Below are 24,370 nucleotides of genomic sequence, written 5' to 3'. Positions count from 1 at the left end.
AGCGGCGGGACTCGTCGTTTCTGCCCATGGAGGCCAGTGTAAATCCGTCACACAGACGGTTGCGGCCTAGGAAGTGGGAAGCCTCGCCCGACAGGGCGGGGAGCAGTCACGGTTAATCTTAGACGAAAGGCGCGGATCCGCGCCCTAAAAGGTAAAAACACCTGTTCAAATAAATATTAGTGCAACCGGCTCTTTTTTTCTGACCTGATTTCAGCGATATCACCAGCATCAAAAATATAGTGCGTACCGCAGTATTCACACTCCATATTGATGTTGCCATCTTTCTGCAAAATATGATTAACATCCTCATCGGAAAGTGTGACTAACGTGTCAGCACAACGTTGACGAGAGCAAGTACAGCGGAATTCAACGGGTTGCGGCTCATATAATACAACATCCTCTTCATGATAAAGACGATGCAAGATCTCTTTAACTTCCAGTGAAAATAGCTCTTCACCTTTAATGGTTGCAGTAAGCTGTACCAGATGATCAAATACGTCTGCACTACCTTGCTCCGCAGCGGGCAAAATCTGTAGCAACATACCGCCGGCAGCGATCTTTCCATCCTGAATACCGGTACGGATAAACAGACGGGTTGGTAACTGTTCAGACTGTCTGAAATAATCATCCAAACATTCCGCCAGCGTTTCACCTTCCAATGCAACGACACCCTGATAACGCTCACCATGAGTTGGTGTAATGGTAATGACCATATAGCCTGTGCCAATCATCTGCTTCAAGCTGCTATTTTCAGCAACTAATCCGTCAATACGGGCGACACCACGCATTTGTTGCTGATGATTACCGTTAATGACGGCCAGTTTTACCGGGCCATCTCCCTGAATTTGGACAGTAATATCACCATCAAACTTCAGTGTCGCCGTTAATAAACTGGTTGCTACCAATAGTTCTCCCAATAATTGCTGTACCGGCTGCGGGTAATCATGATTTTCCAGAATATGCTGGTAAGTTTCACTGGCTAAAACCAGCTCACCACGTACAGAATAATTCTCAAACAAAAAGCGGTGTAATTGGTCTTGTTTAAACATAAATATCTCTCACTGGAGCAGATTATTCCTACTCACTTAATTTGGTGTTTTTGAACTTAATCAGCGTGCGTCTTTCTTTTTTATCCGGCCGGCGATCAGGATGAGGCATAGTTAATGCGTTCATTTTACGGGCTATTGCTAGTTTTTCCCGGTTAACAATACTTTCTTCAGTCTCCCGGTAAAGTTGTTGAGCTTCCGGTGCACCGCGCCGATGGCTGCTTAACGAAAGAACGTTAACAGTACGTTCATCATTACCCTGACGCAGTTTAATTTTAGCTCCGAGTTCAACCACTTTACTCGGTTTACTTCGTTGACCATTATAATGAACTTTACCGCCATCTATCATTTCCCGTGCCATAGCCCGTGTTTTATAAAAGCGGGCAGCCCACAGCCATTTATCCAGACGGACAGCTTGATTGGAGTCTGAATTATCTTTCATTTTTTTCTCCCAATATCAGCTCCGGCGAAAAAGCCAAGCCTAACACACCATTGCTGATTATCGCCAATATGTAGGTGGGAAAGCCGTATCAAAACAGCTATCGTAATACTGCCTGATTTTGCTTAAACGTTGTTTGTTTTGCCGGTTTTTCTTAACAGCTAACACCAAATTAATGACCAAAATCGCCAAAAGCGCTAAGAGTAAAAGCGTTGTGCCAATGCAACGGATCAGCGTCATGGAATCCAGTGCACTATGTAATATAATCCGGCGGGTTCCATTAGTATCTACGGACAATTCTGTAATAATTCCTATTGTCTCAAATGGTGTTTGCAACACCGTATCCGATAACCGCTGTAACTCACGCCATTGTTCTAAAGCACTATGGTCATAAGAAACAATTGCCGGCGTGATATATTCAACCAGCTGTTTACCTTCCTCACTGATCAGCAGAACACCGCCCGGAGAAGGGCTATTAAGCAGGATTGCTATTTTATCTATTTCCCGGTAGATAAATGATGATGTAGTCGCATCAACCAGCTTTCCCAGCGCTTCAGCCCCCGCTGGACGCAATAAAACATGGATGTCATCAAACTTGCCATCTTCTGTATTCTTTAACAAAGTTGTCCAATCATTGGCGCTACCCAGGTTAACCAAAGCATTCTTCAATCGGAAACAGTCTACTTCTTTTCCACATAATTTATTAGTTTTCAAGATGATATCAGGGAAATCATCCAATAAAATCATACCAGATTTGGCAATCTCCTGAGCAAAACCTGAATTAATCACATCGCTATTTTCCTGTAGACGTAATTGCTTATTAACGGTTGCAATCAGTTTAGCCGCATTTTTTATAACTTCTGATTCTTGGATTGGCAGCGAATTAGTACTATTCCAATATATCCCTGAGCAATCGAATGGAGAAAAATAAGTGTTTCCTTTGCCGTTCATATTATTTGGCGGCATATAACACATACCAACCCCTTTTACTTTCAGGATATCCCCAACCCGCAACGCCATCTCTTTCATTGTATTAGCATCAGTGACAACTTTCGTGCTGCTACCACGCAACCAGGCCAAACTGAGTTTCATTGGTACACTAACCGGCTGATAAAAATAGAGCAGCAGCATAATAAGCAAGCTGCCGCCAATCATTATTAAATTTTTCCCATAACGGTGATAAGGGTAATTTTTCTCCTCATTGTGCAAAGAGAGATAATGCCCTTGCCTGACTACCTGGCCGTTAGTGTAAATATCGATATTGGTTTTCTGATCAAGATCACAGGTAACATAAGATTCCCAATGAGATGGGTAAATTAAATCAATTCCACCAAGAGAGATATTACTCATTTGCCCTTGTTCAAATTCTCCAAATAATCCCCACCGTTTTGGTATACCGGTAAAACAGTGAATATCTTGGCGCCTGCGTCTTGAAGACGGACAGAACAACGGCCAAACACTGACAGCCATTAAAGTACCAGCAATCAACATCAACCACGGCAAAAACAGTATCGGTGAGAGTAACGCAAGGAACCAAATAAAAAATCCGAGACACAAGAATCCTCCCTCCCAAATACCTGATGAGTGATTCAACCGGTATTCTTCCACTGTCTCTTTACGGATATTTTGTAATTTTATGCTGGTATCGCCATTTTTTTGGATCGATGCCTGCTGATGGGACATATCTGAAACTACTGGAGCAGAAGGAAAATCCCGTTGAAAATCTTTCAGGAAGTGACCATTAATCGAAATAACAAGTGGTATTCCCGCAGTGTGAACAACATCAATAATATTTTGTTGTTTAATAAAAGGCTCAAGGAAAAATGGCAAATGAACTTCTGCCATATCAATATAATAACGCCAGTTATGTGGTTCATCTGAGGCAACAGAAAACCGGGTAATGGAATTACAGATAGTATAAACCGTGTCATTTTTGTCCGTCAGAATTAACCCGCTTGTTTTATTGATACGGTCGGTTAAAACCAGTGGCAACACCTGCTTCAGATAACATTCAATAGCCTGATATTCATCAACATGAAGTTTACGATAGGTCGGGTCAGCAACAGAAGGCAGATAACGGGCGTTATCATGCGGCTTCCATCTGAAAATCAGAAAAGAAGCCATTATAATCAGGCTAATTATCAAGATAGCCAATATAACGGCTGTTGAGTTCATTTTTTCCCCATATCTATGACAATATTGCTATTGTTGCTTGCAAAATAGCAACCACTCGTTCAGTTCTGAATCAGGTTATTTCTATCTGTTTTTTTAATTTATTTTACAACAAGTTATATAGTCACCTGCTGAACTATCTATAACACAGATCTATTTCCAAAGAGGATAAAGATAACAGTAACAACGATGACAAGCGATAATCACTATCATTTATCAAAATAATCGGCCATATTTAGCCAATCTATGGAGTGTACCTAATTTCATCATAAAACCTAAGGTTAATGAAATAATTTATGACGTAATAATGCACAGACACTCAAATCAACCAAATATTAATGCCATCAGGGGCAACTATGAATGACCAGAAAAACCCTAAAATCCTGAACATAGAGAACATTGCCCATTCACGCTTATTTCATATTCAGTCAATCGATCTCGAATTCAGTAACGGTGTAAAACGCGTTTATGAACGGATGCGTCCAGCAACCCGGGAAGCGGTTTTAATCGTCCCGGTCATTGGAGATGAATTAATACTTATCCGTGAATACGCAGTAGGTATTGAGCAATACGAATTAGGCTTTCCCAAAGGCGCTATCGACTCTGGTGAAAGTATCCTTGAAGCGGCTAACCGTGAATTAAAGGAAGAAATCGGTTTTGGCGCCAGAAAAATAGAGCAATTAGCCAAACTCACTATGGCTCCGTCCTATTTTTCCAGCAAAATGAATATTGTTATTGCGGAAAATCTCTATCCGGAAAGCCTGGAAGGGGATGAGCCTGAACCATTATCACAAATACGTTGGCCAATAACCGATATGATGTCATTACTGGATCACGCTGACTTCAACGAAGCGCGAAATGTCTGCGCCCTGTTTTTAGCGCAAAAACACTTATACCGTCGTTGAAGTTAACAGGCACAACGGATTTCCCATTGTGCCTGATTTATTATCAGAATAGCTCCTGACTTTCACCATTCTCGATCAACGTTGTGCCAACTTCCTGCACCGCGCTCTCTGTAGGCTGAGTTCCGTCAATGAAGTATTCACTACGGGTATCACCACCACCGCCAGCAAGTTTACCTGTTTTACGATCTATCACGACGGAAACAACACCCGGAGGGGGGGCTACTTCTTTTTCAGGAACACCCTCCAGTGCAATTTTCATAAAGTCATCCCAAATTGGCTGCGCACTCTTAGCACCCGCCTCACCACCACTGGCTGCTGTACGACCAAGGCTTCTACGGTGATCGTCAAAACCAAGCCAGACAGTCGTCACAATATCCGGCCCATAACCTGAAAACCAAGCATCCTTTGAACTGTTGGTTGTCCCGGTTTTACCACCAATATCACGACGTTTCAGATCGCGCGAGGCGCGCCACCCCGTACCGCTCCAACCTGGCTCACCAAAAATATTGGTATTCAAAGCATCATGGATAAGAAATGCCAAAGGGGTACTGATAACGTGAGGAGCATATTTTTGCCCATCTTCACTACCATCAACTACCGGAACTTTCTCTAATTCAGGCAGCGGTAATATCTCCTGCTGCCCGACCTGAGATTGAGCCACATTTTCAATCGAGTTTTCAGAAAGTTCGATTGAACGCACAGTATCACCATAAATCACCGGAATATCACATTGCGGACACGCGATCTTAGGTTTCGCCTCAAACAGGATATTCCTATCTTCATTTTCAATTCTGGTAATGAAGTAAGGATCTATCAAATAGCCGCCATTGGACATGACCGAGTACCCACGCACTATTTGCATTGGTGTAAATGATGGGGATCCCAAAGCCAGAGATTCTGTACGAACAATATTTTGTGCCGGGAAGCCAAACCGTTGCAGGTAATCAGCGGCATAATCAACCCCCATCGCACGCATTGCCCGAACCATTACGGCGTTCTTCGATTGCCCTAATCCCTGACGCAAACGAATTGGCCCCGCATACGTTGGCGGGGAATTTTTCGGGCGCCAGTCAGTACCAGCGCCCGCATCCCAGCGGCTGATTGGCAGGTCATTAAGCAACGAAGCCAGCGTCAGCCCTTTATCCATCGCAGCGGTATAGAGAAACGGTTTAATATTGGAACCAATCTGACGTAATGACTGCGTAACACGGTTAAATTTACTTAAGCTGAAATCGAACCCACCCACCAGCGCTTTTACAGCGCCATCATTAGGATCAATAGAAACCAAAGCCGCATTAACTTCCGGCATTTGTGACAACCACCAGATATCTTTTACTTTCCGAACCCAAATCTGTTCACCAGCCTGAACCACTTCATTCACACTACGTGGAACCGCACCCTGCACACTATCAGATTTGAATTTTCTGGCCCAACGGACACCCGCCATCGGTAATTCTGCACTGCTGCCATCAACCAGCATCACCGTCGCTTGATCAGCGCCCGTGCTGGTCACAACCGCCGGCATTAACGGCCCATAATTTGGCTGAGCCTTAAGCTTCTTAACAATCTGTTCCCTATCCCAGACAGGTTCACCCACTTTCCACAACACTTCCTGCGCCCCGCGATAGCCATGACGCATATCGTAATCAATGATGTTATTACGCACCGAATCCGTAGCAGCCAACTGAAGATTGCGGGTAATCGTGGTGTAAACTTTATAGCCGTCGGTATAAGCATTCTCGCCATAACGCTCAATCATGTCCTGACGTACCATCTCAGCCAAATAGGGCGCAGAAAAAGCAATCTGAGGCGCATGATAATTAGCCGCCAGCTTTTCACTTCTGGCTTGATTATATTGCTGCTGAGTAATATAGCCCTGATCGAGCATACGGCTCAGAACCACATTCCGGCGGTTAATCGCCCGGCCATAAGAATAAAGCGGGTTAAAAGTAGAAGGGGCTTTTGGCAGACCGGCAATCATGGCCATTTCACTCAATGTCAATTCATTGACACTCTTACCAAAATAAACCTGAGCCGCAGCCCCAACACCATAAGCCCGGTAACCGAGATAAATTTTATTGAGATAGAGTTCAAGGATCTCATCTTTATTCAGTAACTGCTCAATCCTGATAGCCAGAAAAACTTCCTTGATTTTACGCATCAATGTCTTCTCAGGACTGAGAAAGAAATTTCTCGCCAATTGCTGAGTAATGGTACTGGCCCCTTGAGAAGCACGGCCTGAAGTCATCGCCACAGATGCCGCCCGGATAATTCCTATAGGATCAACGCCATGATGTTCATAAAAACGACTGTCCTCCGTTGCAATAAATGCCTTCACCATAACAGGTGGAATTTCGGACAGAGTAAGAGGCATACGACGCTTCTCACCATACTGAGCAATAAGCTCTCCATCCGCACTGAACACCTGCATTGGTGTCTGTAATCGAACATCTTTTAATGTCGCCACATCAGGTAACTGGGGCTCGATATATTTGTACATGCCAAAAATCGAGGCTGTTCCCAGAAAAATGCAACTCACGACAAAGATTAAAAAATACTTTACGAACTTCACCTGAAATTTCCCATGCCACGTTAGTTGGGTGGTTTATAAACAATCGGCGCGTAGTATAAAGGTTACACAGCACCTTGAATATGGTCTTTTATTAAAATTACTGATATGGAGATCGTCATATGTACTCACCAAAGTGGTATGTCGGACTGGACATCCAAAATGGAGCCATTCGTGCCGTCGCAGCCATAAAACGCCGTAGTGGCTGGCAGCTTCACCACTGCTGGCAATATCTTTTATCTGATGCGGTTATGCCAGAAGGTCGTTTACAGCGACCAGAGATATTATGCGATATATTAAATCAATGGCGCCAAAAATTACCCAAAAAAATCAGTTTCAGACTCGCCTTACCTGTACAACAAACATTGCAGCGGAATCTGACGTTACCTTCAGATATCACTCTTAAAGAACCGGAACAAGGCTGGTTTATCAACGCCAGCGCCGAAAAACAATTTCCCTTTAACACCCGAGAACTGGCTCTGGATTACCGTATTATCGAGCAAAACGCTTATATCAGCGCAGCCCGTCAGAAAGATCTGGATACCTGGCTACAATGCCTTGCACAAGCAGAAATTTTCCCGGACGCTATTGATATTGCCCCCTGTGCACTACGCTATATAGCGCAATATGCTGGCGTTCCGGCTGATAGCTGGCTGCTGCACCGGCAACAATCCAGTTGGTTATGGGTATCTCCTGCCAATGCACCCTTTGCTTATGATTTGGTATCAGCAAATACCGCAACTTCTCCACTACAGGTTATTAACCAATTACCGGCCTCATCCATAACTAAAAAGAATATTTATTACAGCAGCTACCAACAGGAAACTCTGCCTGAAGGAACTTACTCCTGGGATATGCTGGCAGCATTCCGTCACTATCAACCACCGCTGCCGGTTCAACTGATGGAATATGTGATAGCCGGCGGCTTGGCACTCAGACCGGATGATAAATGATGTATCAGGTTAATTTTCTACCCTGGCGACAAACCCGGCTGAAGTCCCGCTATCGTTGGTGGACGATTCTTCTCCTATTGCAATTTGCGTTGTGGCTGGCAGTGCTCGTCTGGATGTCGTTGAAACAACTGGAAACAATTAACAAGCATCAAAGACAATTGCAAAAACTCAACCAGCAACAATTACATTTACAACAACAGATAGTTCAGACAAAAGAGGCGTTCAATCTTCACAACAAACTGGCCTATAAATTAAAACAACAACAAACGCGGCTGAAACAGAATCAGCAACATTTGAGATTATTCAATGAATTACCTGAATTACTACCGGAAGGAAGTTGGCTAACCGCTTTCGATGATCATGCAGGTCAATTGAAATTGGTTGCTAACAGTCTGGATTATTCCAGTATGACATCGCTGCTGGATAATCTCGAAAATAACGGGCAACTATCTGAAATTCAATTGAAAAAAATGACCACCACTGAACAGCAAATCAGGCAGTTTATTATTGACGCGAACTGGCAGACGGAGATACCCGATGATAAAAAATGACTATTTATGGTGGTTTGCCAAACCCGCCTGGCTGCTCTTTATTTGGCAGCAAACTATCATCATCCTGGTCCTGATCTTGTTTTATCTTTTCTTCTGGCAAGAGAAAGCTGAACGGGAAATTAGACTGACACAGGAAATAATCGTCCAGCAAACTAATACAAAATCAGCCAATAACCAGCTAAATCAGTTACCTCCGTTGGAAGATATACGGCAACAGATAAACCAAATTGAAAATGAACTTAACCAGCCACCACAAAACACCGTAAAAATTACCGCAGTAAAACAACTACAACAACCGTTGATAAATTCTGGCGGGCAAGTTATTGAATGGCAACGTAAAAATGAAGGAGAAAAAACGCTCTGGCAAATAACGATTTATTTAAACTATGAACAAATGCTGGATTTTCTTGATGCATTACAGGCGTTATACCCGCCGCTGCTGATCAAACAGTTTTCTGTTTCTCCATCAGGTGAATCTCTAAATGTCAAAATGACCTTGTCAGAAACCTCATATGAGGAATTTTATGACTAAAATATTTATTCTGTTTATCATTTTCCTGCCTGCTATCTGCATTGCAGAAATAAGAAACCCTTTTGCTCCACCAATAACAGAGACAGAAGAGCAACCTATTGAGTTATTTGATCAATCAGTCAATGAAGCTGAGATTCAGCACCTCTCAACAGCATTACAATATGCAGACGCAGAAAAAATTGCCCTTAATCTCAGACAAAATATACCCGCACTGATGACCAAAGAGGGTAAGGCTGATTTTGATCCTGAAACTAACAGCCTGATTTTGCAGGATAGCCCCATTGCAATCGCTCAGATAAAAAGCTGGCTGAAAGAAATAGATACACCACAACAGCAGGTGCAGATTACCGCACATATCGTAACCAGCAGCAGGGAAGCATTGCATGAATTGGGAGTCTATTGGGGGATGCCGATAGGAGATCAACTTAATACATCAACAGGCATAAACCGCCTGAATATCAACCAAGCTGCCAACGACAACATGCACCGATTTGCGTTCAATATTGCCCGCATCCATACCCGTTTGTTGGAAATGGAACTCAGCGCCTTAGAACAGGAAAACCAACTGGATATTATCGCTAGCCCAAGACTAACCGCTTCACATCAACAGCTAGCCAGCATTAAACAAGGCTCTGATATCCCCTATGTCAGTCAGGAAAAAGAAAAAAGTACCGTGCAATTTAAAGAAGCTGTACTTGGAATGGAAGTCACACCTCATATACTGAGAAAAGATAAAATCAGACTCTCGCTGAAAATCAGTCAAAACATGCCGGGAATCTCAATCAGTCAAGGTGGAGGTGAGAATTTAACCATCGACAAACAAGAAATAGTGACTCAAGTTACTGTAAAAAATGGTGAAACACTTATTCTCGGTGGAATTTTTCAACAGAAAAAAAGTGAGAAAACCCAAAATGTGCCTTATCTATCAGACATCCCTTTGATCGGTTCATTATTTAGCCAAAAAGGTCATAAACACAGCCGACGTGAGTTGGTGATATTTATCACGCCTCAATTGATGGATATTTAATCGAATGAAAAAATATAACCACTATATCAGTGATGTCGGCAGTAAAAAATTCAGCAATTAGGTATGATTATGCGCAGATTTTTTCATCTAACCCTGTTTATAGATTTGACGCTGAGTCCGATTTAGCATACAAGAGTGAGCTAATTGAATAGTCGGCCTCCAGGAAACCTCGTTCTTCAGGACGGGAAGGAAAGGAAGTGGTTTTCCCACTAACGATTAATTTTTGCATTTTTACATTTTCCTATGTAGTGTGTGACCCTATGAAACACGCATATAAAGCGCGAAATATCAAAGCTGACAGTGTTAGCCTACGGAGAGAAGGTAAGCTTGGGCTCGCGTCACTGCGAGTCAGGTACGTCTCTGTGAAGTGGGAATCCTCTTCCTTTTAGGAAGAGGAGTAGTCAAGAGGGTTTCAGTTTAGGTCCCGCTGCTAATTTGATTGGCGGGGCGGGTTATCATTAACGAATAGTCTTAGTAATACCAAAAACATGGCAGAGAAACGTAATATCTTTCTGGTTGGGCCTATGGGTGCCGGCAAAAGCACTATTGGTCGTCAGTTAGCTCAGCAACTCAATATGGAGTTTTATGACTCCGATCAAGAAATTGAGCGACGTACCGGAGCTGACGTGGGCTGGGTATTCGATGTGGAAGGTGAAGAGGGCTTCCGCGAACGCGAAGAAAAAGTGATTAACGAACTCACTGAAAAACAAGGCATTGTACTGGCGACTGGCGGGGGCTCTGTTAAATCCAGAGAAACCCGTAATCGTCTGTCTGCCCGTGGTGTCGTGGTCTACTTGGAAACCACCATTGAAAAACAGTTAGCACGCACCCAGCGCGATAAAAAACGTCCTTTACTTCAAGTTGATGCACCAGCACGCGAAGTTTTAGAAAATTTAGCGAACGAACGTAATCCTCTGTATGAGGAAATAGCTGATGTCACTATCCGTACCGATGAACAAAGCGCTAAAGTTGTCGCTAACCAAATCATTGAGTTACTGGAAAAGAACTGATTCAAGCAAGTCTGTACAGCGATAAACAATAAAGGCGAAGGCTGCTATGGAAGAGATCACTGTCACTTTAGGGGAGCGTAGCTACCCAATTACTATCGCAAAAGGGTTATTTGATGATCCTTCTGCTTTTGCGCCCCTAAAAGCAGGTCAGCAGGTTATGCTGGTGACAAATCAAACCCTGGCTCCGTTGTATCTGGCAAAAGTAAAAGCCACTTTGCAGCTAGCCGGGATTCAAGTAGATGAAGTTATTCTACCCGATGGTGAACAGTACAAATCTCTTTCCGTATTAAATGACGTATTTTCTGCTTTACTGGAAAATAACCATAGCCGGGATACAACCCTTATCGCTCTCGGTGGCGGCGTAATCGGTGATTTAACTGGTTTTGCCGCTGCCTGTTATCAACGTGGCGTACGTTTTATTCAGGTTCCTACCACCCTTCTTGCTCAGGTTGATTCCTCTGTTGGAGGAAAAACCGCAGTAAACCATCCTTTTGGCAAAAATATGATAGGTGCATTCTATCAGCCGGCCTCTGTGATGGTCGATCTTAATTGCCTGCAAACACTTCCAGCCCGTGAGCTTTCTTCAGGTCTGGCTGAGGTAATTAAATACGGTATCATTCTCGACAGCGAATTCTTTAGCTGGCTTGAAAATAATATGGATAAACTACTCAATCTTGATGACCAGGCAATGGCTTACTGCATCCGTCGTTGCTGTGAATTGAAAGCAGAAGTTGTCGCAGCAGACGAAAAAGAATTGAGCGGCCTGCGTGCCTTGCTGAATCTTGGTCATACATTTGGTCACGCAATTGAAACAGAAATGGGATATGGCGTCTGGCTGCACGGAGAAGCTGTTGCCGCAGGAATGGTTATGGCAGCAAGAACCGCTCAACTGGCTGATAATTTCTCTGAGCAGGATACTCAACGTATTATCCGATTGCTGGAGCGGGCAAATCTGCCTATATACGGGCCAAAAAACATGCCGCCGGAAGCTTATCTCCCGCATATGATGCGGGATAAAAAAGTTATAGCAGGTAAATTACATCTGATTCTTCCAACAAAAATTGGCAAAGCTAATCTCCGTTCAGACATTCGACATGATTGTGTCCTTGAAGCTGTCCGCCAGTGTTTACCACCTGAAAATGTGTAATTATCAATAAATTAAATGTTTTTTTGCATACATCTGGTTGTTGTGTCATAAAATAGCTACTTTATCAGACAAATTTTCATTCATTGCTATTTAGGTCAGCCTATCGGACCGACTTTAATTGCAATTGGCAGTATTAGCTCTGTTTGGAGGGCATATGGACGAATTCAAATCAGAAAATGAACAAAGGGCAGATAACGAGTTTAGGCCAGATACCTCAGACCGCCGTCCTTCACGATCACGCCAACCATTAAACAAACCCAAGTTTGCGGTTTCACGCCAGCAACTGATGATCGGGATTGGAATTTTAGTACTGCTATTGCTGATTATGGCTATCAGTTCTGCTTTAAAAGCGCCAACTGAACATGAGAAACAGCAATCTCCAAATGTTGCAGAAAAAAATATTGATTTATCAGGTTCACCATCCAAAAACGATAACAACCAATCCGTCACATCGGAGAATACCACTGCAAATACAATTAACGGGCCACAGGAAATCAATATTCCGCCTGTCAGTGGTACCCCAACGCAACCTCAACAGCCCCAAGTTAACAATGGTGAAAGCCAGCGCATTGAATTACCTGGACATACTCCTGATGCGCTGACTCAACAACAAAGTAATATAAATCATGCAGTGCAGAATCTGAATCAGGCCCAGCAACCGCAGACAGTAACACCACCACCAGCGGTACAGCAGAAACCGGAAAATATCCATCCACTGAAACCCGAAACACCTGCTAAATCAAAACCATCTACAAATCATACCAGCAACAGCAAAAATAATGCGGCCGGCAGTAATCCGCTGAAAGCTCCGATAAATCACTACACTTTGCAATTAAGTAGCGCCAGCCGTTCAGATACACTGACTGCTTTTGCTAAAAAGAATAACCTCACTCATTACAAAGTTTATGAAACTAAACGTAATGGAAAAACCTGGTTTATTTTGATTCATGGTGATTACAGTTCTGTTTCTGAAGCCAAACGGGCCGTTTCATCTCTGCCAGCCGAAATTCAGGCGAAAAAACCTTGGGTTAGAACGATGCAGCAAGTGCAACAAGACCTGAGAAGTTAAAACAATATTTATTAGGCGCTGATATGCTGTCCTAAACAGAGTACAATCTGCGGCTCTGGAATGATTGAGTAATTAATTGACAGCATGAAAAAAAAACGCGCTTTCTTAAAATGGGCCGGTGGAAAATACCCGCTGGTAGATGATATCAAACGTCATCTACCAGCGGGTAATTGTCTGATAGAGCCATTTGTTGGCGCAGGTTCTGTTTTTCTGAACACAGACTATGATTCTTACATCCTCGCTGATATCAACAGTGACCTAATTAACTTGTACAACACAGTAAAATTCAGGGCTAATGAGTTTATTACTCATACACGCCCTCTGTTTACCCAGGAATACAACACCGCCGAACATTTTTATCAGCTACGGGAACAATTTAACCAAAGTACCAATCCGTTCCAGCGTAGCGTGTTATTCCTTTATCTCAATCGCCATTGTTACAACGGCCTCTGTCGTTATAATTCTCATGGTAAATTTAACGTACCGTTCGGCCGTTATAAAAAACCCTATTTTCCTGAAGACGAATTACACTGGTTTGCTGAAAAATCTCAAAATGCCACTTTTATCTGTGAGCACTATCAACACACTTTGAACAAAGCACGGGAAGGCTCGGTTATCTATTGCGACCCACCTTATGCCCCTCTGTCAGCAACAGCAAACTTTACGGCGTATCACACCAACAGTTTTAACATTGCAGATCAGGAAAATCTGGCACAGATTGCATTTAAGTTATCATCAGAACGTGCAATTCCTGTTTTGATATCCAATCACGATACGCCAATGACACGAAAATGGTACCATCAGGCTTCACTTCATATTGTCAAAGCACGTCGCACTATCAGCAGGAATATCCTTGCACGCAGTAAAGTAGACGAACTTTTGGCCTTATATCGCTAACTTATCCACCCCCTTTTGCCTCGCATTAAGGGAGATAGAAACGATTTGGAGAAGATAATGAAAGATTTTCTGATTGCCCCATCCATTTTATCTGCAAATTTTGCGCGGCTGGGTGAAGATACAGCAAAAGTACTGGCCGCAGGTGCAGACATTGTTCACTTTGATGTGATGGACAACCATTATGTTCCTAACCTGACTATCGGCCCTATGGTCTGTCAGGCTCTGCGGGATTATGGCATTACTGCGCCAATTGATGTTCATCTGATGGTAAAACCGGTTGACCGCATTATCCCAGATTTTGCCAAAGCAGGAGCGACTTACATTACCTTCCATCCAGAAACCAGTGAACATATTGACCGCAGCTTGCAGCTCATCAAAGAGCATGGTTGTAAAGCCGGCTTGGTATTCAATCCTGCAACTCCACTGAGTTATCTTGATTATGTTTTGGATAAACTGGATATCATTCTGTTGATGTCGGTCAATCCTGGGTTCGGCGGCCAATCTTTCATCCCTGGAACACTGGAGAAGCTGCGCCAGGTTCGTAAAATCATTGACGAAAGTGGTTATGATATTCGTCTTGAGGTAGATGGTGGTATTAAAGCCAGCAATATCGCAGAAGCGGCGGCCGCTGGTGCAGATATGTTCGTTGCTGGTTCTGCCATTTTCAGTCAGCCAGATTACAAAACCGTCATTGATAATATGCGTAGTGAATTGTTAAAGGTATCTCATGGCAAATAAGGTATTAAAAGGTATTCGTGCTATCGCCTTTGATCTGGACGGCACACTAGTAGACAGCGCAGGTGGTTTGGCTGATGCACTGGATCAGGCTCTGTTAGCTAAAGGTTTCCCTGCTCCGGGAAAAGAACGGGTTGCTGTCTGGGTGGGTAACGGCGCGGATATTATGGTCGAACGTGCGTTGACATGGGCCAGAGTCGAATTGACCACACAACTGCATCAAGAAACCCGTGAGCTGTTTGACCATTTCTATGAAACAACGGTAACAACAGGTAGCCAGTTGTTCCCGGAAGTCAAAGTCACATTGGCCGAACTGGCAAAACACAACCTGCCAATGGGTATCATCACCAATAAGCCAACACCTTTTATTGCTCCTTTGCTGGACTCTTTAGGTATCAGTGAATACTTTTCATTGGTGTTAGGCGGTGATGATGTTAAAAAGAAAAAGCCACACCCGGCACCTATTTATCTCACAATGGGCACATTCGGACTGCATAAGGAAGAATTGCTCTTTGTCGGTGATTCCCGTAATGATATTTTAGCGGCACAAGCGGCTGGTTGCCCTTGTGTTGGTTTGACCTATGGATATAACTACGGTGAATCTATTGAATTAAGCAATCCAGACTGCATATTAACGAATTTCTCGGATCTGCTATCCACAATTGGACTCCCATCTTTGAAACTTCAGGAAGCATAATAAAATGAATGAACCCACTGTATCTGAAAAACAAAACTCCCAAAAACCTATTGTATTCAGCGGCGCGCAGCCTTCCGGTGAATTAACCATCGGTAACTACATGGGGGCGTTACGTCAGTGGGTTAAAATGCAGGGTGATTATGACTGCATCTATTGCATCGTTGACCAACATGCAATCACTGTCCGTCAGGACCCAAAAGAATTGAGAAACCGCACTCTGGATACACTGGCGCTCTACCTGGCTTGTGGAATTGATCCAGAAAAAAGCACCATTTTCGTTCAATCCCATGTACCACAACACACTCAATTAAGCTGGGTCCTGAACTGCTATACCTATTTCGGTGAACTCAGCCGTATGACTCAGTTCAAAGACAAATCAGCACGCCATTCCGAAAACATCAACGCAGGTCTGTTTGACTACCCGGTACTAATGGCTGCGGATATTTTGGTATATCAAACAAACCAGGTCCCGGTAGGTATCGATCAGAAACAGCACCTTGAACTGAGCCGCGATATCGCTCAACGATTCAATGCTATCTACGGCGATATTTTCGCTGTGCCAGAACCGTTCATCCCAACTGGTGGCGCCCGTGTTATGGCCCTTCAAGACCCAGAAAAGAAAATGTCTAAGTCAGATGAGAACCGCAACAACGTTATCGCTCTGTTGGAAGACCCAAAATCAGCAGCTAAAAAGATTAAACGTGCAGTCACAGATTCAGAAGAGCCCCCCCGCGTTCGTTACGATCTCGAACAAAAACCAGGGGTTTCTAACTTATTGGATATCCTCGCTGGCGTTACCGGCAAAACTATTCCTGAACTGGAAACAGAATTTGCAGGCCAGATGTATGGCCATTTAAAAGGTGCTGTGGCTGATGCAGTTTCCAGTATGCTGACTGAGTTACAAGAGCGTTTCCATTATTTCCGTAATGATGAAGCCCTGCTGAACAAGATCATGGCAGAAGGTGCAGCGAAAGCAAAAGCCCGCGCTCAGATTACGCTGGATAAAGTGTACGAAGCTATTGGCTTTATTGCTCATCCTTAATAATTAACTCGAATTCTGTTTAAGCCGTCATTGGAAAATCTTCTTCTGAGTAGAAAACTTTCAGTGATGGTTTCTTCCATTTTAGGCAGTAAGCAATCACACCGCCTGAATTACGGCGAAATGTACCGATATGGTGAGCCGATTTCTTCTTCATTTGTTGAATCGACGATCAATGAAGTCATCGCTAAACGCATGGTGAAAAAGCAGCAGATGCAATGGAGCCAACAAGGTGTGCATTACTAACTCCAGACATGCGCAGCGGTACTCAATGATAATTTAAAAGCCCGATTCGAGCATTGGTATCCGGGCATAAAATTATGTGAAGAAACGGATCATAATTTGACAGAGGTGGTCGCTGCATAAGTGCCCCTGACTTTTTTATGCTCTCCTTAACAATAGCCAATTGCCATAATTTTTTGGTAGCGTTCCGCCAGTAATGTTTCAATATCGAGCTTTTTCAATGCTGACAAATCGGCGAGTAGCTGTTGTTTTAAATTTTCACCCGCGATCAAATAATCACGATGAGCACCACCAAGTGGCTCTGGGATAATAGTATCGATAATACCAAGCTCTTTGAGTCGTTTCGCCGTCATTCCCATCGCTTCAGCAGCAACCTGAGCTTTTTGTGCATCTTTCCAAAGGATAGATGCGCAACCTTCCGGTGAAATTGCCGCATAAGTACTGTATTCCAACATATTAATGCGATCACCAACCCCTATCGCTAACGCACCACCAGAGCAACCTTCTCCTGTGATCACACAGACGATTGGCGTTTTTAAGCAAGACATTTCCATAATGTTTCGCGCAATCGCTTCGGCTTGTCCCCGCTCCTCAGCACCAATACCTGGATAAGCGCCCGCAGAATCAATAAGAGTCACCACTGGTATATGGAAACGCTCGGCCATTTTCATTAAGCGTAATGCTTTGCGATAACCCTCAGGGGAAGGCATGCCAAAGTTGCGCATCACTTTTTCTTTCGTGGTACGGCCTTTTTGCTGCCCTATTACCATCACCGGTTGACCATCAAGACGAGCTAAACCGCCAACAAGGGCTTTATCATCTGCAAATGCTCGGTCACCCGCTAGCTCTTGAAACTCAGTAAAGATCAAAGAAACATAGTCGAGGGTGTAAGGTCTCATGGGGTGTCTGGCAAGTTGGACGATTTCCCAAGCGCCAAGTTGAGAAAAAATAGTTTTCGTTAATGAAAGACATTTCTTCTCAAGTAATTTGATTTCCTCGTCGATCTTAATATCCGACAGATGGCTATTTTCTTTAAAGGTCACTAAAGCGTCGATTTTTTCATTCAATTCGACGATTGGTTTTTCAAATGCGAGAAAATGAGTAGACATAGAATCCTTAACATGGTAACCATTCCATTTTTAATGGGGGTTATTAGCAGTAGAATTTTTGTTTTGTGACAGCGTCAATTTTTGAATAGGGGTTATTCCCCGCTAATCCCATGTTAGGGAGTTCGTGATTATAAGTCTATAACCATCGCGTTGTTTTATCTTGGTGACCATAGATTTTATGCTCTCGTATAGGTATACAGAGTGAAGTTTGTTATTTATTTCTGACCTTTTCATTCATCACATAAGCCCAGTCTTTCACCAACTCACTCCGATAGTAACTGACTCTGTCAAGGATAATATGAACCTTATGACTGACCGGATAGGTTTCACGGATGGCAATGAAGGATTCCGCGATGTAATTAACTATCGATACGGTCATACTCGCGTCCCCCGTTTTACTGATATCGGCCAGGTTCAGACGGGTACGGTTTCCCATTGTTTTCACTGCGGTTTTCTGGCCTTTGCACATCCAGCCATAAGCGAGTTTCGTCCCCTGCGTGGAATGGAGGCGTTCACGTTCGGCTTTTTGTTCATCGGCAATGAATATTTTCATGACTGATACCATGATCCTCATTTTGGGGAAAATCAAGCAGTTTCAATGAGCACGGGTATACTGCGATTTTGGATATTAACAGATAAAAAATAAAAAACACTAAAAAAATATAAAAACAAATGAAAACCATATTAAAAGATTGTAACTAAACGTAATGAATAATAAGTTAATTAACAAAATATAATAAAATTAACCACATATCATTTTATTAAAAATACAAATTAGATATTATATATGAAATATATTACATCAAATGAAATTATTTTTATAATAGGGATTTTGATGTAAATAATTTTACAGCCAGATTATATTCGCTTGAATTAATCACAGTGTGGAGTCTAATTTAATATTGTATATTATGGATACACATTAAGAAATAAAAGTATGGTATTTATCACAAAAAGGAATCTTAGATTCTCTTATAATAAGTTAAATTGCTAAGACAGCCGATCAGTTATTATGGTTGTCGCCTTTTTAGTCAAAGGAGAGTTCATTATTTACAATGATTAAAAAATTGTAGGCGCATTCTCAAAAGCAGCAACAAAATATTTATCTTTTCTAAAACTAAAAATTAGAACTATAACCATTGATAATGACCTAGGATTTACTGCTCATGATCGTACCTGTAAAAATTTAGGAAAAAATATTGTTCCCATCCTTATTATCTTTGAGATAAAGGGATAAAAGAGGATCTAATAGGTTATTTTCTAAAAACAAATTTTAATATCATTGATTGCTTGTAGGAGCCAAACCTAAGGGCGGTAGCGTACTCAAATAGGATAAAAGCTCACACCCAATCAGAGCGGTATTCTTTGCCGTTAATTTAATCAAATATAAGCTGGCTACGGAATTCACCTGCCCACGTTGCTATTTGACGTTTTAGCTTTATGGCTTCTTTAATACTGGTATCTTGATTAATCACATTTCGCCATTTGGGCGCTTACATCAACTATACCCTGAATCAATGGCCGAAGCTGCTGACCGATCTGGATAACGGGAATACCAGTATTGATAACAATGTCACTGAGCGGGATATTCACCCTTTACCACGGTGCGGAAAAACTGGTTATTTTCCACGTCAGCCAACTGTGCACTCACAAGTGCCAACTTGTACAGCCTGGTGATGACGTGTCGCGCGAATGACATCAATCCTTATTTTTACTTCCAGCACATATTTACCTAATTACCCAAACGCTATTCCGGTGAGTCTTTACTTGATCTTCTACCGTGGAATGTTAATCTCAGTGAGATTAAGTCTAATCGCACGGGTTAATTGGACGCTTACGAATCTCTTTGAAGCCGAATATATGTTTACGACTACTTTTGTCATAAAAATATATCATCCACTTGAATTGAGTCAGTGTCCATATAAGTTATATACTAAATTTAACATAAACTAAATAGGAAAATTATGGATAAGAAAGAAGTTATCGCTTATATAAAAGAAAAAATTATTTATGAAAATCTTGAACTCAGCGAATGGGGGCATGAACTATCAGATATTAAAGATGATACATCTTTAATATCTGACGATGGACTGGCTTTGGATTCTGTAGATTTACTTGATATTTTTGTGGGAGTTCAACAGAAATATGGTATTGAATTAGGTAACATAACTAAAGAAATGATGGAAGAACATTGTAGAACGCCATTAACCTTAACTGAGCTGGTTATTAATAATCTTGGTGGTAATTGAGATAAATAACATAAATGGTCATTAGATAGTACTTTATGGGTCATTTAAATTTATTTTTATATGGCCCGTCAATCCATTTGCGAATAGTTGTCAAACCTATAAGTATTTCTATAGAATATGAAAACACTAATTATAACCAACTATCAATCAAATCTCGTTGAACATATATTCAATAACCTTGACTCTGATGATATTCTTTTGCACTCAGTAGATATTAAATATAACACTAAAGAAAATTCAAAAGTTAAGTTGATTGAGAAAATTGAAAATCATAATGATATTTATGAAAATGTCATTGTTGATTTGAGATACAATGAGCAAGAAGACTTAGAAAAAATAGTTGACAGTCCTGATATCAACAATAGAGATAGTCTTTTTTCAAATACAGTAACTGACAATGTTCTATTTGTAATGCAAACGATAAAGGGTTTAATATTAGATAACATAAAATCAGGTAAGGGAAAATACTTCTTCCTGTTGCAAGATGATTCATTCGGTTATCTAGACAGCTGTTATAGCTCTCCAGTATACAATGAAACAATAACTGCAATGTCGAAATCCTTAGCAAAAGAGTACTCTCGTTACAATATATTTTTTAATACATTGGTAATTCAGCCCGAATTAAAGGAGCTGAAACTTGATCGAAATAGTAAAGAAGTTTTAAAAAACTATGCATTGAAATATAAAACAATCAACTATGAGGATGTAACTAAGTTTCTAATTTCAATGATTCAAAACGAGTTTCCCCTAAATGGGGCTACGATACGGCTAGGAAATGGAGTTGTAGACTATGTCTAAAAAAGTAGTACTCATTACCGGAGGCGGCAGAGGGATCGGTAAAGAAATTTGCATGAAACTATCATCCGAAAACACCCATGTAGCTCTAACATATACAAGAAATCCATATAAGGCACAAGAAGTTAAACATTACCTAGATGAAAGAAACATATCATCTTCTATCCATATGCTAGATATTAAAGACTTCCACATGTGCAAATCAATAGTTAAGGAAATTGAAAAAAAACAGGGTTCAATAAATATACTTGTAAACAATGCAGGTATAACTTTAAGTAAACAATTTGTCAGTTGTAATGATGCAGAAAATAAAGACGTTTTATATACTAACCTTCAAGGAGTTATAAACATGACTTTAGCTTCTGTGCCATCCTTGAAAAACTCCACATCTATCAACAATATGGGAAGAATTATAAACATATCCTCAAACACATCGCTTTGCGGCAATGCGGGTCAAGTAGCATATAGTAGCTCCAAAGGAGGCGTCAATGGATTCACAAGGCTCTGCGCAAGAGTTTTATCAAAATACAATATCATTGTGAATGCTATTGCCCCAGGATATATCGATACCGATATGACAAATGACATCCCAAAAAGTATCTATGAGCATGTATTACGTGCTTCAGCTATAAGTCGTGTAGGAAACGTAGAAGATGTCAGTTCAATAGTTAAATTACTATGTGATGAAAATTGTAATTACATGACTGGTCAAGTGCTCCATGTTGATGGTGGTAAGTTCTGTTAAGTATCTAATAAGGTCAGAGCGGGATTCTACTTTGCGTAAAAATTATCTATTTCGCAAATATTGATAATTTCTCACATTCAATATGTTTTATTAATAGGTTTTGACATCTCAGCTGAATATTTATTGATCTGCCAGAGAATTGTTTTCATACATAATAATCATATAAAAAATGTGAGATCCCGCCCTGCTAATAAGGTAAATTAATGAAAAATTCAATTATTATTGCTGGTATGGGATTGTATACCCCACCTGTTCCTAATTTAGACGAACTAAAATTATATATTGAAGACAAACACAAGCTAATAAATAACCATGAATACAACTCTATTGGAATAAAAAATGCGACTATATCTGTTCATGATATAGAATGTACAAATTCTTTTGGAAAAAATGGTTGGATTAATAATGCTTCTATTTTTGCTTTACGAGCAACTCAAGAAGCTATCAAAAATTCGGGATTAGATCTTGATGATTATGATAAGAGTAGGATTTCTGTTGTATTAGGCAGTTATAACTCTGGGACAGATAGTTACTCAAAGATGTTCTCTAATGTACTGAAAGGAAACGTAGAACAAGTAAAACTTAGTGAACTTATGTCATCAATGTTGTCTCATTGTAGTAACGCTATTGCATCCCGTTACAACATCGAAGGAAAAAACATTGTCGTTTCATCAGCATGCTCTTCTAGTTTAACCGCTGTGGGCATAGCTACTGATTTACTAAACTCTAATAAAGCTGACTTAGTAATTTGTGGAGGTTGTGACTGTGTTGATCTGCCGGTATTGGCTGGATTTAATAGTTTGAGTGCATTAAATGAAGGAAGATGTGCACCTTTTTCAGAACTTAAAGGGATAAATTTAGGTGAAGGTGCAGGTATTTTGATACTAGCAAGAAATAATGACGAAAATAGCAGTAAATGGTTAGTAACGGGATATGGCGCGTCAAGTGACGCTTATCATGAAACATCACCAGAGCCAAATGGGGCAGGAGCCATACAGGCCATTGATGCAGCTCTATTTGCCGCTGACCTTAGTAGAAAAGATATAGATTTAATTTCTGCCCATGCTACAGGCACAAGCGCAAACGATGTACCAGAATCGCAAGCTTACGAGAAGCTGTTTGGTAACGATATTCCAGTGAGCGTAATGAAACCTTTTTACGGTCATACATTAGGAGCTTCGGGAATCATAGAACTCATCAGTATATTATTTCTTCTAGACGCTGGTATTACACCAGAAAATAATCATGTATTAAAACTCAGAGAAGATTGTAGCCCTATAAATCTTAATTACAAAAACTACCCTAGCCAGAAAATTAAGACTATATTGGCAAACAGTTTTGGCTTTGGTGGAAGTAACAGTGCACTAATCGTAACCAAAAACAGTTGTAAGCGAGAGGTTAAATATGAAAAAACAGCTATACCTATAATAAAAGCGAGCTCTAATGATGGTGAATTTAAAAAAATAATAAAACCCGAAGGAAGTGTTTTTGGGGAAAAGTGTAGGATTAATCAACAAAATAAAAGATTTAAAAGGGATTCACCGGAGATAAAATTCTGCATAGAATCTGTAGGAGACGTGATTGATGGCTTCGAGGATGTAATACAAAGCAGTCCTAGAGCCGGATTAATTACTGGGAACTCACAAAGACCGCAAAAATGTTTAGAAACTTATCTAAAGTCTATCTATGAAGGTGATCCCAAGTTTGCGAGTGCTCGCCATTTTCCTGGGCATATCGTTAGCGCAATCTGTGGTCAGGTGTCTATCGCGCATAAAATTAGTGGCCATTGCACGGTATTATGCAGCCCAACAGCTGCTTTCGAATATAGTGTAGATCTTTTAAGGAGCAATACTCAAGATTATATGATTGCTTGTTCAAGTGATGAAGTAACGCCTGCACAAGAAAGTGTTATAAACCATTTGTTTAAAGATGCCGAATGTAACCTTTCTAATGGGAGTGCAGCTATTCTATTGTCCAATAGAGAAAATCTAAATAAAACTAATAGCAAGCCAATAGCGTGGGTGCGAAGTATACTTCATTCTTCTTATAACGGGCTAGTGTTAAGGAATGACATAAAGTTCCAGAGTATTTTAGAGCGTCTCATACTTAATTCTTGTGATGAAGCATGTATAAGCTATGAAGAAATTGACCATTGTATTTTATCTAGCTCATTGATTGATAATGATATATATGATGGCGCTCGAAGTGTGTTGACCAAATACAACTCAAATTTACTAGTTGAGATTAAAAATGAGAAAAGGCTTTCATCTGACTTTATGACCAATATTGTGGAAGCAACCGAGAAGATATCAAATAATTCTAAAAAAACCGTTTTAGTGATATCGATAGATTTATCTTCAAATATCGGTGCTTGTATTATCTCTAAAGAAGAAAAATTGTCTTTATTCTTTTAAAAATAATATATTATACTCCGGAGATAA

Annotated in this window: 22 protein-coding genes and 3 pseudogenes; 19 read left to right on the top strand and 6 right to left on the bottom strand. The window is 41.1% G+C overall.

Annotation, left to right across the window (positions count from 1 at the left end; all coding sequences use genetic code 11):
* Nucleotides 1-70 (top strand): annotated as a pseudogene (locus ABR397_RS16195) (RNA-guided endonuclease InsQ/TnpB family protein); the annotation flags it as partial.
* Nucleotides 71-176: 106 nt separating this feature from the next.
* Here ABR397_RS16195 and hslO read toward each other — a convergent pair.
* From hslO to ABR397_RS16180, 3 genes are read right to left on the bottom strand one after another with little or no spacing between them, the layout of a single operon-like run.
* Nucleotides 177-1,049 (bottom strand): Hsp33 family molecular chaperone HslO, encoded by an 873-nt coding sequence (gene hslO / locus ABR397_RS16190; protein WP_350306659.1) that lies wholly within the window; start codon nucleotides 1,047-1,049, stop codon nucleotides 177-179.
* Between the two features lie 28 nt (nucleotides 1,050-1,077).
* Nucleotides 1,078-1,488 carry a ribosome-associated heat shock protein Hsp15 gene (gene hslR, locus ABR397_RS16185; protein ID WP_350306658.1) on the bottom strand — a complete coding sequence of 137 codons (411 nt, stop codon included), beginning with the start codon at nucleotides 1,486-1,488 and terminating at the stop codon, nucleotides 1,078-1,080.
* A 57-nt stretch (nucleotides 1,489-1,545) separates the two neighbouring features.
* Nucleotides 1,546-3,660 (bottom strand): IgaA/UmoB family intracellular growth attenuator, encoded by a 2,115-nt coding sequence (locus tag ABR397_RS16180; protein ID WP_350306657.1) that lies wholly within the window; start codon nucleotides 3,658-3,660, stop codon nucleotides 1,546-1,548.
* A 353-nt stretch (nucleotides 3,661-4,013) separates the two neighbouring features.
* Between ABR397_RS16180 and nudE the strand changes: the two genes are divergently transcribed.
* Nucleotides 4,014-4,562, top strand: a complete 549-nt coding sequence (nudE, locus tag ABR397_RS16175) for an ADP compounds hydrolase NudE (protein ID WP_350306656.1) — start codon at nucleotides 4,014-4,016, stop codon at nucleotides 4,560-4,562.
* Nucleotides 4,563-4,605: 43 nt separating this feature from the next.
* On the opposite strand, the gene mrcA is transcribed toward nudE, so the two are convergent.
* Nucleotides 4,606-7,134 (bottom strand): peptidoglycan glycosyltransferase/peptidoglycan DD-transpeptidase MrcA, encoded by a 2,529-nt coding sequence (gene mrcA, locus ABR397_RS16170; protein WP_350306655.1) that lies wholly within the window; start codon nucleotides 7,132-7,134, stop codon nucleotides 4,606-4,608.
* 119 nt (nucleotides 7,135-7,253) lie between these two features.
* On the opposite strand from mrcA, the gene pilM reads away from it, so the two are divergent.
* The 12 genes and pseudogenes from pilM to ABR397_RS16110 all read left to right on the top strand — a co-directional run.
* On the top strand, nucleotides 7,254-8,084 hold the full coding sequence (pilM, locus tag ABR397_RS16165; RefSeq protein ID WP_350306654.1) for a pilus assembly protein PilM: 831 nt from the start codon (nucleotides 7,254-7,256) through the stop codon (nucleotides 8,082-8,084).
* Entirely contained in the window at nucleotides 8,081-8,635 is a 555-nt protein-coding gene (locus ABR397_RS16160) for a PilN domain-containing protein (protein ID WP_350306653.1), read from the top strand. Before pilM ends, ABR397_RS16160 begins: the two co-directional genes overlap by 4 nt.
* A complete protein-coding gene (locus tag ABR397_RS16155) occupies nucleotides 8,622-9,167 on the top strand; it encodes a hypothetical protein (RefSeq protein ID WP_350306652.1) in 546 nt (181 codons plus the stop codon). Before ABR397_RS16160 ends, ABR397_RS16155 begins: the two co-directional genes overlap by 14 nt.
* Nucleotides 9,160-10,194, top strand: coding sequence for a type IV pilus secretin PilQ (gene pilQ, locus ABR397_RS16150; protein ID WP_350306651.1), 1,035 nt, complete (start codon nucleotides 9,160-9,162; stop codon nucleotides 10,192-10,194). The genes ABR397_RS16155 and pilQ overlap by 8 nt, the downstream gene beginning before the upstream one ends.
* A gap of 488 nt (nucleotides 10,195-10,682) precedes the next feature.
* Nucleotides 10,683-11,204: a shikimate kinase AroK gene (gene aroK, locus ABR397_RS16145; RefSeq protein ID WP_011144496.1), complete on the top strand. Its 522-nt coding sequence runs from the start codon at nucleotides 10,683-10,685 to the stop codon at nucleotides 11,202-11,204.
* A gap of 46 nt (nucleotides 11,205-11,250) precedes the next feature.
* Nucleotides 11,251-12,351: a 3-dehydroquinate synthase gene (aroB, locus tag ABR397_RS16140; RefSeq protein ID WP_350306650.1), complete on the top strand. Its 1,101-nt coding sequence runs from the start codon at nucleotides 11,251-11,253 to the stop codon at nucleotides 12,349-12,351.
* Nucleotides 12,352-12,505: 154 nt separating this feature from the next.
* Nucleotides 12,506-13,420 carry an SPOR domain-containing protein gene (locus ABR397_RS16135; protein ID WP_350306649.1) on the top strand — a complete coding sequence of 305 codons (915 nt, stop codon included), beginning with the start codon at nucleotides 12,506-12,508 and terminating at the stop codon, nucleotides 13,418-13,420.
* 84 nt (nucleotides 13,421-13,504) lie between these two features.
* Nucleotides 13,505-14,317, top strand: a complete 813-nt coding sequence (gene dam, locus ABR397_RS16130) for an adenine-specific DNA-methyltransferase (protein WP_046974610.1) — start codon at nucleotides 13,505-13,507, stop codon at nucleotides 14,315-14,317.
* A 57-nt stretch (nucleotides 14,318-14,374) separates the two neighbouring features.
* On the top strand, nucleotides 14,375-15,055 hold the full coding sequence (gene rpe, locus ABR397_RS16125; protein ID WP_350306648.1) for a ribulose-phosphate 3-epimerase: 681 nt from the start codon (nucleotides 14,375-14,377) through the stop codon (nucleotides 15,053-15,055).
* Nucleotides 15,045-15,749 carry a phosphoglycolate phosphatase gene (locus ABR397_RS16120; RefSeq protein ID WP_350306647.1) on the top strand — a complete coding sequence of 235 codons (705 nt, stop codon included), beginning with the start codon at nucleotides 15,045-15,047 and terminating at the stop codon, nucleotides 15,747-15,749. The genes rpe and ABR397_RS16120 overlap by 11 nt, the downstream gene beginning before the upstream one ends.
* Before the next feature lie 4 nt (nucleotides 15,750-15,753).
* A complete protein-coding gene (gene trpS, locus ABR397_RS16115) occupies nucleotides 15,754-16,791 on the top strand; it encodes a tryptophan--tRNA ligase (RefSeq protein ID WP_350306646.1) in 1,038 nt (345 codons plus the stop codon).
* A 108-nt stretch (nucleotides 16,792-16,899) separates the two neighbouring features.
* Nucleotides 16,900-17,154 (top strand): annotated as a pseudogene (locus tag ABR397_RS16110) (ISKra4 family transposase); the annotation flags it as partial.
* 26 nt (nucleotides 17,155-17,180) lie between these two features.
* Here ABR397_RS16110 and accA read toward each other — a convergent pair.
* Nucleotides 17,181-18,140: an acetyl-CoA carboxylase carboxyl transferase subunit alpha gene (accA, locus tag ABR397_RS16105; RefSeq protein ID WP_350306645.1), complete on the bottom strand. Its 960-nt coding sequence runs from the start codon at nucleotides 18,138-18,140 to the stop codon at nucleotides 17,181-17,183.
* 211 nt (nucleotides 18,141-18,351) lie between these two features.
* Nucleotides 18,352-18,693 (bottom strand): hypothetical protein, encoded by a 342-nt coding sequence (locus ABR397_RS16100; protein ID WP_455430661.1) that lies wholly within the window; start codon nucleotides 18,691-18,693, stop codon nucleotides 18,352-18,354.
* 929 nt (nucleotides 18,694-19,622) lie between these two features.
* Between ABR397_RS16100 and ABR397_RS16095 the strand changes: the two are divergent.
* From ABR397_RS16095 to ABR397_RS16075, 5 genes and pseudogenes are all read left to right on the top strand, one after another.
* Nucleotides 19,623-19,966 (top strand): annotated as a pseudogene (locus ABR397_RS16095) (IS66 family transposase); the annotation flags it as partial.
* Nucleotides 19,967-20,104: 138 nt separating this feature from the next.
* Nucleotides 20,105-20,389 (top strand): acyl carrier protein, encoded by a 285-nt coding sequence (locus ABR397_RS16090; protein ID WP_350306644.1) that lies wholly within the window; start codon nucleotides 20,105-20,107, stop codon nucleotides 20,387-20,389.
* A gap of 117 nt (nucleotides 20,390-20,506) precedes the next feature.
* A complete protein-coding gene (locus ABR397_RS16085) occupies nucleotides 20,507-21,187 on the top strand; it encodes a hypothetical protein (protein WP_350306643.1) in 681 nt (226 codons plus the stop codon).
* A complete protein-coding gene (locus ABR397_RS16080; protein WP_350306642.1) occupies nucleotides 21,180-21,929 on the top strand; it encodes an SDR family NAD(P)-dependent oxidoreductase in 750 nt (249 codons plus the stop codon). The genes ABR397_RS16085 and ABR397_RS16080 overlap by 8 nt, the downstream gene beginning before the upstream one ends.
* Before the next feature lie 203 nt (nucleotides 21,930-22,132).
* Nucleotides 22,133-24,343: a beta-ketoacyl-[acyl-carrier-protein] synthase family protein gene (locus tag ABR397_RS16075; RefSeq protein ID WP_350306641.1), complete on the top strand. Its 2,211-nt coding sequence runs from the start codon at nucleotides 22,133-22,135 to the stop codon at nucleotides 24,341-24,343.
* The last annotated feature ends 27 nt before the right edge of the window (nucleotides 24,344-24,370 follow it).

This window comes from Photorhabdus viridis (assembly GCF_040256935.1).
Classification (GTDB): Bacteria; Pseudomonadota; Gammaproteobacteria; order Enterobacterales; family Enterobacteriaceae; genus Photorhabdus; species Photorhabdus viridis.
Note: the sequence above shows the minus strand (reverse complement) of the source record. Positions and strands in the feature narration are given on the sequence as shown.

What these genes read in the sequence shown, in the direction of transcription:
- ABR397_RS16155 (WP_350306652.1), top strand. Translation starts at nt 8,622, where the DNA reads ATGATAAAAAATGACTATTTATGGTGGTTTGCCAAACCCGCCTGGCTG.
- pilQ (WP_350306651.1), top strand. Translation starts at nt 9,160, where the DNA reads ATGACTAAAATATTTATTCTGTTTATCATTTTCCTGCCTGCTATCTGC.
- ABR397_RS16080 (WP_350306642.1), top strand. Translation starts at nt 21,180, where the DNA reads ATGTCTAAAAAAGTAGTACTCATTACCGGAGGCGGCAGAGGGATCGGT.
- aroB (WP_350306650.1), top strand. Translation starts at nt 11,251, where the DNA reads ATGGAAGAGATCACTGTCACTTTAGGGGAGCGTAGCTACCCAATTACT.
- trpS (WP_350306646.1), top strand. Translation starts at nt 15,754, where the DNA reads ATGAATGAACCCACTGTATCTGAAAAACAAAACTCCCAAAAACCTATT.
- ABR397_RS16120 (WP_350306647.1), top strand. Translation starts at nt 15,045, where the DNA reads ATGGCAAATAAGGTATTAAAAGGTATTCGTGCTATCGCCTTTGATCTG.
- hslR (WP_350306658.1), bottom strand. Translation starts at nt 1,488, where the DNA reads ATGAAAGATAATTCAGACTCCAATCAAGCTGTCCGTCTGGATAAATGG.
- ABR397_RS16090 (WP_350306644.1), top strand. Translation starts at nt 20,105, where the DNA reads ATGGATAAGAAAGAAGTTATCGCTTATATAAAAGAAAAAATTATTTAT.
- dam (WP_046974610.1), top strand. Translation starts at nt 13,505, where the DNA reads ATGAAAAAAAAACGCGCTTTCTTAAAATGGGCCGGTGGAAAATACCCG.
- pilM (WP_350306654.1), top strand. Translation starts at nt 7,254, where the DNA reads ATGTACTCACCAAAGTGGTATGTCGGACTGGACATCCAAAATGGAGCC.
- ABR397_RS16160 (WP_350306653.1), top strand. Translation starts at nt 8,081, where the DNA reads ATGATGTATCAGGTTAATTTTCTACCCTGGCGACAAACCCGGCTGAAG.
- accA (WP_350306645.1), bottom strand. Translation starts at nt 18,140, where the DNA reads ATGTCTACTCATTTTCTCGCATTTGAAAAACCAATCGTCGAATTGAAT.
- nudE (WP_350306656.1), top strand. Translation starts at nt 4,014, where the DNA reads ATGAATGACCAGAAAAACCCTAAAATCCTGAACATAGAGAACATTGCC.
- ABR397_RS16085 (WP_350306643.1), top strand. Translation starts at nt 20,507, where the DNA reads ATGAAAACACTAATTATAACCAACTATCAATCAAATCTCGTTGAACAT.
- rpe (WP_350306648.1), top strand. Translation starts at nt 14,375, where the DNA reads ATGAAAGATTTTCTGATTGCCCCATCCATTTTATCTGCAAATTTTGCG.
- ABR397_RS16100 (WP_455430661.1), bottom strand. Translation starts at nt 18,693, where the DNA reads ATGAAAATATTCATTGCCGATGAACAAAAAGCCGAACGTGAACGCCTC.
- ABR397_RS16135 (WP_350306649.1), top strand. Translation starts at nt 12,506, where the DNA reads ATGGACGAATTCAAATCAGAAAATGAACAAAGGGCAGATAACGAGTTT.
- aroK (WP_011144496.1), top strand. Translation starts at nt 10,683, where the DNA reads ATGGCAGAGAAACGTAATATCTTTCTGGTTGGGCCTATGGGTGCCGGC.
- ABR397_RS16180 (WP_350306657.1), bottom strand. Translation starts at nt 3,660, where the DNA reads ATGAACTCAACAGCCGTTATATTGGCTATCTTGATAATTAGCCTGATT.
- ABR397_RS16075 (WP_350306641.1), top strand. Translation starts at nt 22,133, where the DNA reads ATGAAAAATTCAATTATTATTGCTGGTATGGGATTGTATACCCCACCT.
- hslO (WP_350306659.1), bottom strand. Translation starts at nt 1,049, where the DNA reads ATGTTTAAACAAGACCAATTACACCGCTTTTTGTTTGAGAATTATTCT.